Here is an 11385-nt window from a genome sequence, read left to right as displayed (position 1 = left end):
TTAGTAGACAGGCGTCGCCATATGTTTGGGTGCCGGCCATTCGGCCGTGATCTCTGGCTGGACCGGCCGTTCGAGATAGGTTGAAAGCACCACATAGCTGCGCGTCGAGACCACGCCCGGCGTCTCGTAGATACGAGACAGCAGGCCTTCCAGCGCCCTTGTGTCCTCGGTGCGTACCTTGAGCAGCATGCAGGTGTCGCCGGCGACCGAATGGATCTCTTCCACTTCCGGGCATTCCGAGATCGCCATCAATTCCGGCGTCTTGCCCCAGCCCCTAGTATCGATGTGCACGAAGGCGAGCAGCGGCTTCTTCACCGCCTTCGGATCGATGATCGCCGAGGTGGCGCGGATGGCGCCGCTGCGCCTGAGCCGCTTCACCCGCTCATGCGCCGCCGGTGGCGACAGGCCGACGCGATCGCCGAGCTCGGCATAACTGATGGTCGCATCGTCGACCAGAACGCCTAATATTTTTCGGTCGATCGGGTCGACCTCACGGGTTGGCTGCTTGTTCCGCTGAACGTCATCTGTTTCTGAGTCCATTTGGAAATTCTCCATTGATGCTGAATTCAATTCGGCCATTATGGAGATATGTCGAACAGTGATCAATCAGCGATTCTGACTGCGGCGTCCCGTGCACCGATCCCGGCCGCAGCCTACCTGCTCACCGGGTGCATCGCCGTCATCGGCTCCAACTCACTGGTTCTCGGGCCAATAGCGCCCGCCGTCGCGGCGCCCTTCGCGGCAAGCGTGCCGGCGGTGATGACGGCCGCCGCTGCCTTCGGCCTCGGCACCTCGGCCAGCGCGCTTTTTCTTGCCCGCTATATCGACCGGATCGGCGCCCGCCGCATGCTGCAGGGCGCATTGCTGTTGCTTGCGCTGGCGCTGGTGGGCAGCGCGCTCGCGCCGACGGTGGCGGCGCTGGTCGCGGCCCAGCTCGTTGCCGGCATCGCTGCTGGCGTCGCCATGCCGGCGATCTACGCCAGCTCCGCAGCGATCGCGCCGCCCGGCCGCGAGAGCGGAACGATCGGCGTCGTGCTGACCGGCTGGACGCTGTCCATGGTCGCCGGAGTGTCGCTGTCGGCGGTGCTTGCCGATCTGATCCATTGGCGGGCCGTCTTCGCCGCTGTCGCGCTTCTCGCCGCAACCGCTGTTGCCGGCCTGTCGGTCAGCTCGCTGCGCGACACCAGGAAAAGCGGTCCGGCACCGTCGCCGCTCGGCGCGCTGGCTGTGCCCGGAATCCTGCCGCTGCTGATCGCCTGCGGCGCCTTCATGACCGCCTTCTATGGCGTCTACGGCTATCTCGGCGATCATCTCCATGAAGGTCTCGGCGAGCCGGTCAGCGCCAACGGGCTGGCGGCGATCGCTTACGGGCTCGGCTTCGGCGCGGCGGCGCTGCTCGACGGCGTCATCGACTGTCTCGGCGCCCGTCGGGTCATGCCCTTCGCCTATCTGCTGGTCGCCGCCGTCTATGTGGCGATCGCCTCGGCCAGCGGCACCTTCGGCCTGCTGATGGCGACGATCGCCGTCTGGGGCCTTGCCAACCATTTCGGGCTGAACGTTCTGGTGATGCGGCTCACCGCGCTCGACGCCGCGCGGCGCGGCACGATCATGGGCCTGAACAGCGCAGTCACCTATTTCGCCGTAACCGTCGGCACCGCCGGTTTCGGCCCGCTCTACACCGCCCTCGGCTTCGCCAACTGCGCCCTGGTCGCCGCCTTGCTGATGCTGGTGGCGGCATCGGCCGCGGCGTGGCGCTCTGCCCGGCAATAGGCTTACGTGTCACTTCGCTCCTTGGCTAAGGCTGGCTTCCGAACCGCACCGGAGCCACCATGAAGATGACGCTCGAGATCACCGCCGAGCCCTTGCCGCAGGATCTCGCCCGTGTCGGCGAGGGCTTGACCGCCTTCAACGACAGCGATGTCGGTGCCTCGGGCCGGAAGACGCTCGCCGTCTTCGTTCGCGACGACGCCGGCGCGATCGTCGCCGGCATTTCCGGTTACACCGCCTGGGGCTGGCTCTATGTGCAATGGCTCTGGGTCGACGAAACCTGGCGTGGCCGGCACATCGCCGCGAGCATGCTGGACGCAGCCGAACGGGAAGCGCTGGCGCGCGGCTGCCAGGCCGCGTGGATCGACACTTTCAATCCGGCCGCGGCCAAGGTCTATCAGCGCCAGGGCTACCAGCCGTTCGGCACGCTCGCCGATTTTCCGGTCGGCCGCAGCCGCATCTTCCTGCAGAAGAAGTTGTCTTAGCCCGCGAGCTTTCCACCGCGCATCGGCTGCGGCACCCCGGTGGTGCTCGGAAAGCTGATCGGCAGGCCGCGCAGCACGCGCACCGCGAGGAACGCGAAGCATTCCGCTTCGACCGCGTCGCCCTTCCAGCCGAGCGTCTCGGCTTGCACCACTTCGACGCCGGCACGCTGGCCGAGCATCGCCATCATGGTCGGGTTGCGGCGGCCGCCGCCGCTGACCGCCAGTCGTCTTGGCCGGCGCGGCAACAGATCGAGCGCCTTGCCGACCGCCGAGACGGTGAAAGCCGTCAGCGTCGCCGCGCCGTCCTCCGCGCCGAGCCCGTCGGCCATGGCCGCGGTGAAGTCGAAGCGGTCAAGCGATTTTGGGTAAGGCTTCGTCAGATACGGATGCTGCAGCAGCCGCTCTAGCCTTGCCTTGTCGACCGTACCCGCGGCAGCCAGTCTGCCGTCGCGATCCATCTCGCCGAGGCCCTTCGCCTTGATGAAATCGTTGACCGGCGCATTGGCCGGCCCGGTGTCGAAGGCGACGATGTTGTCTTTGCCGTCCCACCAGGTGATGTTGCCGACGCCGCCCAGATTGAGCACCGCGGTGTCGCCGCTGGCGTCGGCCTCTTTGAGCAGCGCCGCATGATACGCGGCAGCGAGCGGCGCGCCTTGTCCGCCGGCCGCCACATCGGCCGTGCGGAAGTCATAGGCGACTTTGGTGCCAAGCAGGGCGGCCATCAGCTCGCCGTCGCCGAGCTGGCGCGTGCGGCCGATTCGTCGCGGCTGCGGGGCGCGATGCAGCACCGTCTGGCCGTGGAAGCCGACGACGCCGATATCGGCCATCGTCATGCCCTGGCTTTCGACCAAATCCCTGACCGCCGCCGACTGCGCGCGCGTCAGCGCCTCCTCCGCCTCGCGAAAAATCGTCGGCTCCGGCCCCTCGAAATTCCAGACGCGTGCTTGGCGCAGGGTCTCTTCGAGCAGGGTGCGGATCGATTGCGGGTAGGGGGCCAGTGTGTATGTGCCGGTGTCGGCGATGCGCTCGCCGTCGGTTTTAATCAGCGCCACGTCGATATTGCCGTCAAGCACCGTACCGGTCATCAGGCCGACGGCCCAGATTGGTTCCATGGTCGTTCCTCGAATCGCCGCTGGACCACGTGTCGGACGGATCGGCGCGACAGGCAAGTCTTTCGGATGCGCCGGGACCTCTCACCGTGCACCGCCTTTGTGTCGCACTGCCAAAACGGAGCAACCTAGTCCTTGCCTCTTGCCGCCGAAGGAGCGAGCTTGTGCGATTATCGATCTCAACTGAAAAACGCGTACTCGCAGGAGGAACGACATGGCCGCCAATGTCGCAGTGATCGCCGGCGCTGGAGCTGGCCTCAGCGCTTCGCTGGCGCGGCTCCTCGGCAAGCAAGGTTTTCGCGTCGTGCTGGCCGCCCGCAATGTCGACAAGCTCTCCGCGCTGGTTCAGGAGACGGGTGCGCAGGCGGTGGAGACGGACGTGTCGGATGCCGCCACAGTCGCGCGGCTGTTCGAGGCGGCCGACAAGGCCGGCTCCCTCGAAATTGCCGTCTTCAACGCCAGCGGCCGCACGCGCGGCCCGATCGCCGAGCTCGATCCGGAGGCGGTCAAGCAGGCCCTGCTCGTCGGCGCCTATGGCGGCTTCCTCGTCGGCCAGCAGGCGGCGCGCCGGCTTGTTGCGCGCGGCTCCGGCTCGATCCTGTTCACCGGCGCCACTGCGAGTCTCAAGGGCTTCTCCGGCTCGGCCGGCTTCGCCATGCCGAAATTCGGGCTGCGCGGGCTGGCGCAGTCGATGGCGCGCGAGCTAGGTCCGAAGAACATCCATGTCGCGCATTTCATCATCGACGGCCAGATCGAGCCGCCCGGGCAGGCGGCCGAGCCAGACCGGCCGGATCGCCGCCTCTCGCCGGACGCGATCGCCGAGACCTATCTCGCAGTCCACCGCCAGCATCGCAGCGCCTGGAGCTTCGAGGTCGAGCTGAGGCCCTGGGTCGAGACGTTCTGACGATCCATTCCACGAACGTGCAATAACGCGCCCCGACGCGAGACCGGCGTCATGGTTGCGGCGGTGGTGGTGCTGATCGTGCTGGTCTGCGGCATCCAGTGGTGTGACCGGCTGGTCGCGTGGTTGGATCATCGCGGATAGGCGAAACGCGAGAAGCGGAAGTCGAATGAACGCAATTTGCCGCGAAAACCCGGGAATTGAGCGGCGGCTTGCTCCATTTGCAACGAGATTGGTTGGCGCGTTTCTTCACCTGCAATGACGCGCATGTCATCGTGCGGCGGGGTTGCTCGAGCAATTCCAGGAAAGTGCGCATCGGTTTTCCGTCCGGACTTGCGAAAAACAGAGAGTTGCCGCCAAGAGGAAGCTGTCCATGGCCAGAATAATCCCGGTGCTCGATCTCGACCGACTGGAGCAGGGCGAGTCGGAACTGCGGACCTTCTTGTTTGATCTGCGCACCGCCGCTCGCGATGTCGGCTTCTTCTATCTCAGCAGCCACGGCATAACGCAGCCGGACATCGACGCGGTGCTTGATGCCGCGCGGCGCTTCTTTGCCTTGTCGGAGGCCGACAAGCTGGCCATCGAGATGGTGAAGTCGCCGCAGTTTCGCGGCTACACGCGTGCCGGCGGCGAGCTGACCAGGGGCAAGGCCGACTGGCGCGAGCAGCTCGACATCGGCGTCGAGCGCGCGACCATTTCGCAAGGGCCGAGCGTGCCGGCCTGGACCCGGCTGCAAGGTCCGAACCAGTGGCCGGCTGCGTTGCCCGAACTGAAGCCGGCGCTGCTTGCCTGGCAGACCAAGGCGACGGAGGTAGCCATCCGGCTGCTCAAGGCCTTCGCGCTGTCACTCGATCAGCCGGAGGACGCCTTCGACCCGATCTATGGCAGCGAGCCCAACCACCGCATGAAGATCGTGCGCTACCCAGGCCGCGACGCCACCGGTGACGACCAGGGCGTCGGCGCGCATAAGGATGGCGGTTTCCTCACCCTTCTGCTGCAGGACGAGAACAAGGGGCTGCAGGTCGAATATGATGGCAGCTGGGTGAATGTGGATCCGCTTCCGCAAACGCTCGTGGTCAACATCGGCGAACTGCTCGAACTCGCTTCGAACGGGTATCTGAGAGCAACCGTGCACCGCGTCGTCACACCGCCGCCAGGCGTCGAGCGGATTTCGGTGCCGTTCTTCTTCAGCGCCCGGCTCGACGCGACCATCCCGCTGCTCGACCTTCCGCAGGAACTGGCGGCTGAGGCGCGCGGGCCGGCCAGCGATCCCGACAATCCGCTCTTCCGCAACGTCGGAACCAATGTGCTGAAGAGCCGTCTGAGGTCGCATCCGGACGTGGCCCGGCAGCACTATGCCGATCTTCTGGAAAAGGCAGCGGCGGCCGGCTGAGCTTTGCCGCTGCCCGCGCGATATTTTTTCGCCTTCCGGCCAGTTTTTGGAATTCAGTTCGTGGAAAATATACCGCAACCGCCCCAAATAGAGGCCATCGCTCGGTGTTTTCCTCCCATTGCGCCGGGTGATGTTCCCCTCTGAAGGTTATGACCTTCATTTCTTGGCCGGGCCGCTTTCGCGCCCGGCCTTTTTCTTTGGGGCAGCGCGCAGCTTGCAAATTCGCGCGGCCGGTCAGGCGAAAGCGATGCGGATCGCACCAAAGGGCCCGAAATCCGAGACGATCCGATCGCCATGCCGGCATTCGACCGGCCGGATGAAGGAGCCCGACAGCACCACCTGTCCGGCCTCGATTTGCATGCCGTACTGATGCAGCCGGTCGGCGAGCCACACAATGCCCTTGGCCGGATGATCGAGCACGCCGGCACCGAGCCCCGTCTCCTCCACCTCGCCGTTGCGCGACACGATGGCGCCGATCCAGCGCAGGTCTGCCTCGCGCGGGCTGGGGTGGCCGCGCTCCTCCAGCGCGCGCAGATAGATCGCGTCGCTGGTCTCGTCGCTCACCTGCAGGCCGAGCGTGTCGACATAGAACGCGCGCGATAACCCCTTGATGATCGCCTCGCCGGTCCGCTTCTTCTCCTCCGCGCTGCGGCCCCTGCCGATGCGGAAATTCATGTCGATGAAGCCGTTCTCGGGGAGCCGGTCCGCGACCGCATAGGCATCTGCACGGAGGGCGCGCACCCGCTCGGCGCCGGGCTCGAACAGGCCGGTCTCGAGGATGATGCGTGAAACGAGCGCGCAAAGCTCGCTCATCTCGACCTTCGCGTCGAGATTCGCCGAATATTCGATCCCCATGTGGGGCAAGGGCTTGGCGACCGAATGTCAAGTGCTTGGTCTCCATGTCGACGGGGTCGTCGGGGACGGGATTGCCGCTCTCGGAGAAATCGCGGATATAGCTGCGATCCAAGCGTTAATTTCTGTTGCGAGTCGTACTGGACTGGAACTTTTCGGAGAGTTGACTCTGCTGCCGCCCAGCACCCGCCCTTCCCTGCCCATGGCTCTGCTTCGCGCCCGCGAAGTGATCATGGCGCATTTTCGTCCGATGCTTGCTCGCCACGACATCACCGAGCAGCAATGGCGCGTGCTGCGCGTGCTTGCCGAGACCGGTCCGCTGGAAGCGACCGAGCTCGCTAACCGCGCCTCGATCCTGCCGCCCAGTCTCACCCGCATGATCAAAGCACTGGACGAGCGCGAATTCATCACCCGCAACAAGGTCAAGGATGACGGCCGCCGCGCTCTGCTCGCCATCAGCCCGGCCGGCGTGGCGCTGATCGAGGAGCTGGCGCCCGAGCGCACCGCCATCTACGACGCCATCGAGAAGCGTTACGGCGCCGAGCAGTACGAGCGCCTGCTGGACATGCTGGAAAGCCTGATCGAGTCGGAGTCAGCGCCAGACTGACCGACTAGCCACCGAAACTCCCAGTGCGCTGGGCTGCATGTAGTTGCGCCCGACATAGAGCAGCGCCGCCTCGTCGCTGCCATGGCGGATGTCGACGACGCGGCCGAACATCACATTGTGCATGCCGGTGCTCGGCGTCATGCGCTTCGAAAGCGAGGAAGAGGCGGTGCGCCTTGCCAACGCCACCGTCTATGGTCTTGCTTGTGCCGTGTGGACCTCGAAGCTCTCGACCGCGCATCGCATGGTGCACGCCATCAATGCCGGCGTCGTCCACGTCAACACCTATGGCGGCGCCGACATCACGGTACCGCTCGGCGGCTTCAAGCAGTCCCGCTTCGGCAAAGACAAGTCGCTGCACGCGATCGAGAAGTACACCGACCTCAAGACGGCGTGAATAGCGCTCGGATAAGCTCCCCTCGAGGGGAGGGTGGCCGGACCTTGTGGAGATGCTCGCCCAAGCCGGCACGGCCGGTGTCGGCGCCTGGTTGCGCCAAGGTATACCCGATGCGACTGTGCTGGGTCGCCGTTATCGACGCTTACGCGAGGCCAATCTGATGCTCCTGGCTGTCCATCATGTCGCAATCATCTCCAGTGACTATGAGACCTCCAAGCAGTTCTACACGAACAAGCTCGGTTTCGTCGTTCTGGCCGAAAACTGGCGCCCCGAAAGGCAGTCTTGGAAGTGCGATTTGCGTCACGGTACCATCCAGATCGAACTGTTCAGTTTCCCTGATCCGCCAAGCCGGCCCAGCAGGCCCGAGGCGTGTGGATTAAGGCATATTGCATTCTCGGTCGCCTCGGTCGAGGCAACAGCCGAGCTGCTTCGGTCGCGAGACGTCGAGGTGGAGCCCATCCGAACAGATCCATACACGGGACGATTGTTTACCTTCATCGCCGATCCCGATGGACTGCCGATCGAATTTTACCAGGACGCTGTTTGACGGTGAGGAATTCGGCCGCGAAATCCGCCGGTTGCGGAACGCGAAGCGACTGGTGGAGGAGGCAGATGATGAAGTCAGGCTTGGAGAAGCTGGGGCACGACGCCAGCTGCCATCGGGACGGCGTCGGCAGCACCTAACCATCTTCGCCGCAACGGGGAAGATGAGTCATGCCTCGCCGGTCAGCCGCGCCGAGATGAGCCTCGCCGCCCTGATCGCCGCCTCGCCGGGGGGCCGCCACCGCATCGTCTACGCGCGAGACAGGGGAGGCGATGGATAGCGTGCCGATCGGCTGGCCGTCAGCGCCGAGGATCGCCGCGCCTATGCTGTGCACGCCATCCTGGTGGGTGCGCGCCTGACGATGAACAGGGCAACGCAACGTTAGACAAGACACCAACTTTTCAGCGGCTGGAGCTACACCAGCGCGCCGCAAACAGGTATCTATCGTCGCGACATCATGCTTCGGGGGTCATGAGGGAGCGGCTTGCAGCTGGATTTGAAAACAATCGAGGCGCTCGCGCCCGACCAGGCTTCGCTGGGCGCCGCCGCCAAGCTGACCAAGCGGTCCAACTGGCCCCGTCTCGAGACAAACGAACAGCTGGGCCTCATCTGGGGCGAATGCCAGGGCTCGGGAGCGAATCCCTACCGCGTCGCATTCGATGCCCGCGACCACGGCTACAATTGCACCTGTCCATCGCGAAAATTTCCGTGCAAGCACATACTGGGGCTGATGTGGATCGGCGCCACCGCGCCCGCCAGCTTCGATCGGGTCGACCAGACGCCGGAATGGGTCAATGACTGGCTCGGGCGGCGCCGCAAGCCGGGCCAGCCGCCGACGCCGGCGCCGGCAAGCGCGGAAAGCAAAAGCATCGACGAGGCGTTGCGGCCCGAGCAAAGCGCTGCCGTAGAAGACGCCGCGGCCGCCGAGCGCCGCGAGGCGGCGCAGCGCAAGCGCGCCGAGGACACGCGAAGTGCCGTGTCGGCAGCGCTCGACGAATTGGATCAGTGGGTTGCCGACCAGCTTCGGCTCGGCCTTGCCGGTTTTGTCGACGCCAGCAGCGAGCGCTGCCGCCGCATCGCGGCGCGGCTTGTAGACCTCAAGGCGACCGCTTTGGCCGGGCGTATCGACGAGCTGCCCGCGAAACTGATGGCGCTGCGCAGCGAAGAGCGGCCGGACGCCGCTATCCGAGAGCTGGGTAAGCTGGTGCTGCTCGCCAAGGTCCGGCGTGCCGCGCCCGACGATGCCGAGCTGAAGCGCCTGGTCTCGACATCCGAAACACGCGACCAGATCCTTGCCAATCCGGATGCCGTCAAGGTCGAGAGCGACTGGGAGGTGCTGGGTGAGAAGATCGAGGCCCGTCGCGACGGCCTGGTCAGCCACGCGACCTGGCTGCTCGATCTGAAAAGCCCAATCCCACGATTTGCCGTCCTCCTGGACTTCTTCCCGGCCTCGGCCGGGCGCCGCTCCGGCGCCTTCGCGCCGGGGGATCGCTTCAAGGCGAGGCTGGTGTTCTATCCATCCCGAATTCCGCTTCGCGCACTGGTCGCAGAACGCCTGGGCGATGCGTCGCCCGGCAATTGGCCCGATTTTGCTCCGAACGCTGCCGGCGATCCGCTGGCCGCCTATGCAGCTTTCCAGGACGGCGCGCCGTGGCTGTCCGACTGTCCGATCCTCCTGCCGGCGGGCGCGATCGCGCTGGACGAGAAGGATGGCGCCTGGTGGCAGGCGGCGAACGATTCGCATGGCATCGCCCTGCCAGTCGCCGGCTCCGTCAACCAGACCTTGCTTGGCCTCGATCTGACAGTCACGGCAGCACTGTGGAACGGCGCCAGGCTCGAGCTTCTGGCCTCACAAAGCAGCATCGGGAGGCTCAATCTCTCATGAACGAGCTCGAGCAGGCAGGGCTGGCGAGGCTTCGCGACAACTGGATTTCGGGCGGCGCCGCTTTCGAATTGGCGCCCGCCGAATGGAAGGAGTTCGCGGCTGCCTCCAGCTCGGACGAGCAGGAACGTCGGCTCTTGGCGATCGCCGCGCAGGCGCTGGATGTCGCGCTTCGGCCGGCGGCGCCCAAAACCCTGAAACGCCGTCCGCCGCTGCCGATGCTCGCGCTGCCGATGCTTCCTCATCGGCTGCGACCGTTGCTGCGTGCCGCATTGAAATACGCCGCTGATGCGAGGCTCAAGACCCGCGTGGCCACACTCGTCGCCAGCCGAGGCTTCGTGCTGCATCCGATGGATTGGATGCCTGCTGCCTCGGATCAGGAAAGCCCAGATATCTATGCTCCCTGGGTCGACTGGCAAGCAGGCGCGGATAGCGACAGGCAGTCTCGACGAGGACAACTCACCGCTGAAACCTGGGATGATTTTTATCCTGCCGCGCGCCGTACAGCTTTGGTCGAATTACGGCGCACCATGCCTGTCTTGGCGCGGACGTTGATTGAGACCAAGGGAGCGAGCGAGCCGGCGGAGGTCAGGCTTGCGCTCGTGGAGCTGATGCGCTTCGGCTTGAGTGCCGATGACATTCCATTTCTAAAGAGCCTGTCCGCCGATCGCTCAGGCAAGGTGCGCGAAACGGCCGGCCGGCTCCTGGCAAGGTTGGGTGAACGTAGCGATCCAGCGGATGGCGCGTCGAAAGATCCGATAGCCGAGCTCGCCGCTTTCATTGAGGAAGGCAAATCCGGCTTCATCCGCCGCCGCACCACCTACACGCCGATAAAACCCAAGTCGCCTGCGCAACAGTCGCGTCGCGCCGACCTGTTCGCGTCCTGTTACTTCGGCGATCTCGTCGCCCAATTCGGCAAGACTGAGCCCGATTTCATTGGCGCATGGCAGTTCGGCGTCGATGAGGGTGCCGATCTCTTTCTCGTTCGAATGACCGCGGTGTCCGGCAGCGATGCGGCGGTCGCCTGTTTGGCGGATTTGCTTGTCGCCGCCGGCGGCAGGCTGGCGCTTCTCGTCCTCCAGCTCATGTCGCGTTTGGACAACGACAGGAAGCGTGTCCTGATCAGGCAGATCCTCGATGATGGGCAAAATCTGGCCGCGCTCAACCTGGTCGAAGGCGCGGAAGCGGGCTGGCTGGCATGGAGCGACCTCGCAAGGAGCAAGACGCTTCCAGCGCTGCGTTCCACCGTCTCGGGTGACAACGACGTCATGAAACGAAGCGCCGAGCAGTATCTCGAGACCCTGGGCTTTCTGGCCAATCCGGAGACGGCGGAAAAATTGATCGACGAGGTGGTCGCCGCCGGCCTGCCGGCCGCTTCCCCCTCGCTCGGTCTGCTGCGGCTCAATGCGGCGCTGGCCGGAAACCCTTCGCAATCCGACAGATGATAAACC

12 protein-coding genes and 4 pseudogenes are annotated in these 11385 nt (G+C 65.2%); 10 read left to right on the top strand and 6 right to left on the bottom strand.

Going from position 1 to position 11385, the window contains the following annotated elements; translation table 11 throughout:
- Positions 1 to 540, bottom strand: a complete 540-nt coding sequence (locus P9254_RS23655) for an Lrp/AsnC family transcriptional regulator (protein WP_095776664.1) — start codon at positions 538 to 540, stop codon at positions 1 to 3.
- A gap of 48 nt (positions 541 to 588) precedes the next feature.
- On the opposite strand from P9254_RS23655, the gene P9254_RS23650 reads away from it, so the two are divergent.
- The gene (locus P9254_RS23650; RefSeq protein WP_278057199.1) at positions 589 to 1770 is read left to right on the top strand and encodes an MFS transporter; all 1182 of its coding nucleotides are present in this window, start codon (positions 589 to 591) and stop codon (positions 1768 to 1770) included.
- A gap of 59 nt (positions 1771 to 1829) precedes the next feature.
- Positions 1830 to 2252 (top strand): GNAT family N-acetyltransferase, encoded by a 423-nt coding sequence (locus P9254_RS23645; protein WP_127246493.1) that lies wholly within the window; start codon positions 1830 to 1832, stop codon positions 2250 to 2252.
- Here P9254_RS23645 and P9254_RS23640 read toward each other — a convergent pair.
- Complete coding sequence (locus P9254_RS23640) at positions 2249 to 3364, bottom strand: anhydro-N-acetylmuramic acid kinase (protein WP_278057198.1); 1116 nt, start codon at positions 3362 to 3364, stop codon at positions 2249 to 2251. The genes P9254_RS23645 and P9254_RS23640 overlap by 4 nt on opposite strands.
- 211 nt (positions 3365 to 3575) lie before the next feature.
- Between P9254_RS23640 and P9254_RS23635 the strand changes: the two genes are divergently transcribed.
- Both P9254_RS23635 and P9254_RS23630 read left to right on the top strand, forming a co-directional pair.
- Positions 3576 to 4265 carry an SDR family NAD(P)-dependent oxidoreductase gene (locus P9254_RS23635; protein WP_095800977.1) on the top strand — a complete coding sequence of 230 codons (690 nt, stop codon included), beginning with the start codon at positions 3576 to 3578 and terminating at the stop codon, positions 4263 to 4265.
- A gap of 33 nt (positions 4266 to 4298) precedes the next feature.
- Positions 4299 to 4406: pseudogene (locus P9254_RS23630) on the top strand (ABC transporter permease); the annotation flags it as partial.
- Here P9254_RS23630 and P9254_RS23625 read toward each other — a convergent pair.
- Positions 4394 to 4531: a hypothetical protein gene (locus P9254_RS23625; protein ID WP_156751110.1), complete on the bottom strand. Its 138-nt coding sequence runs from the start codon at positions 4529 to 4531 to the stop codon at positions 4394 to 4396. The pseudogene P9254_RS23630 and the gene P9254_RS23625 sit on opposite strands and share 13 nt — an antisense overlap.
- Positions 4532 to 4635: 104 nt before the next feature.
- Here P9254_RS23625 and P9254_RS23620 point away from each other — a divergent pair, with 104 nt between their 5' ends.
- Positions 4636 to 5655, top strand: a complete 1020-nt coding sequence (locus P9254_RS23620) for an isopenicillin N synthase family dioxygenase (RefSeq protein WP_278057197.1) — start codon at positions 4636 to 4638, stop codon at positions 5653 to 5655.
- A 234-nt stretch (positions 5656 to 5889) separates the two neighbouring features.
- Here P9254_RS23620 and P9254_RS23615 read toward each other — a convergent pair.
- Positions 5890 to 6156: pseudogene (locus tag P9254_RS23615) on the bottom strand (2-oxo-hepta-3-ene-1,7-dioic acid hydratase); the annotation flags it as partial.
- 111 nt (positions 6157 to 6267) lie between these two features.
- A pseudogene (locus P9254_RS23610) lies at positions 6268 to 6519 on the bottom strand (5-carboxymethyl-2-hydroxymuconate isomerase); the annotation flags it as partial.
- A gap of 190 nt (positions 6520 to 6709) precedes the next feature.
- Here P9254_RS23610 and hpaR point away from each other — a divergent pair.
- Positions 6710 to 7114, top strand: coding sequence for a homoprotocatechuate degradation operon regulator HpaR (hpaR, locus tag P9254_RS23605; RefSeq protein ID WP_095800975.1), 405 nt, complete (start codon positions 6710 to 6712; stop codon positions 7112 to 7114).
- Here hpaR and P9254_RS23600 read toward each other — a convergent pair.
- Complete coding sequence (locus P9254_RS23600) at positions 7100 to 7255, bottom strand: hypothetical protein (RefSeq protein WP_156751111.1); 156 nt, start codon at positions 7253 to 7255, stop codon at positions 7100 to 7102. The genes hpaR and P9254_RS23600 overlap by 15 nt on opposite strands.
- Between P9254_RS23600 and P9254_RS23595 the strand changes: the two are divergent.
- From P9254_RS23595 to P9254_RS23580, 4 genes and pseudogenes are all read left to right on the top strand, one after another.
- Positions 7239 to 7508: pseudogene (locus tag P9254_RS23595) on the top strand (aldehyde dehydrogenase family protein); the annotation flags it as partial. The gene P9254_RS23600 and the pseudogene P9254_RS23595 sit on opposite strands and share 17 nt — an antisense overlap.
- Positions 7509 to 7560: 52 nt before the next feature.
- Positions 7561 to 8055: an SMU1112c/YaeR family gloxylase I-like metalloprotein gene (gene gloA2, locus P9254_RS23590; protein WP_245475301.1), complete on the top strand. Its 495-nt coding sequence runs from the start codon at positions 7561 to 7563 to the stop codon at positions 8053 to 8055.
- A 493-nt stretch (positions 8056 to 8548) separates the two neighbouring features.
- Positions 8549 to 9937: an SWIM zinc finger family protein gene (locus tag P9254_RS23585; protein WP_278057196.1), complete on the top strand. Its 1389-nt coding sequence runs from the start codon at positions 8549 to 8551 to the stop codon at positions 9935 to 9937.
- Positions 9934 to 11379 (top strand): DUF5691 domain-containing protein, encoded by a 1446-nt coding sequence (locus tag P9254_RS23580; RefSeq protein WP_278057195.1) that lies wholly within the window; start codon positions 9934 to 9936, stop codon positions 11377 to 11379. The genes P9254_RS23585 and P9254_RS23580 overlap by 4 nt, the downstream gene beginning before the upstream one ends.
- Positions 11380 to 11385: the final 6 nt, after the last annotated feature.

It is taken from the genome of Mesorhizobium sp. WSM4983, assembly GCF_029625765.1.
Classification (GTDB): domain Bacteria; phylum Pseudomonadota; class Alphaproteobacteria; order Rhizobiales; family Rhizobiaceae; genus Mesorhizobium.
Note: the sequence above shows the minus strand (reverse complement) of the source record. Positions and strands in the feature narration are given on the sequence as shown.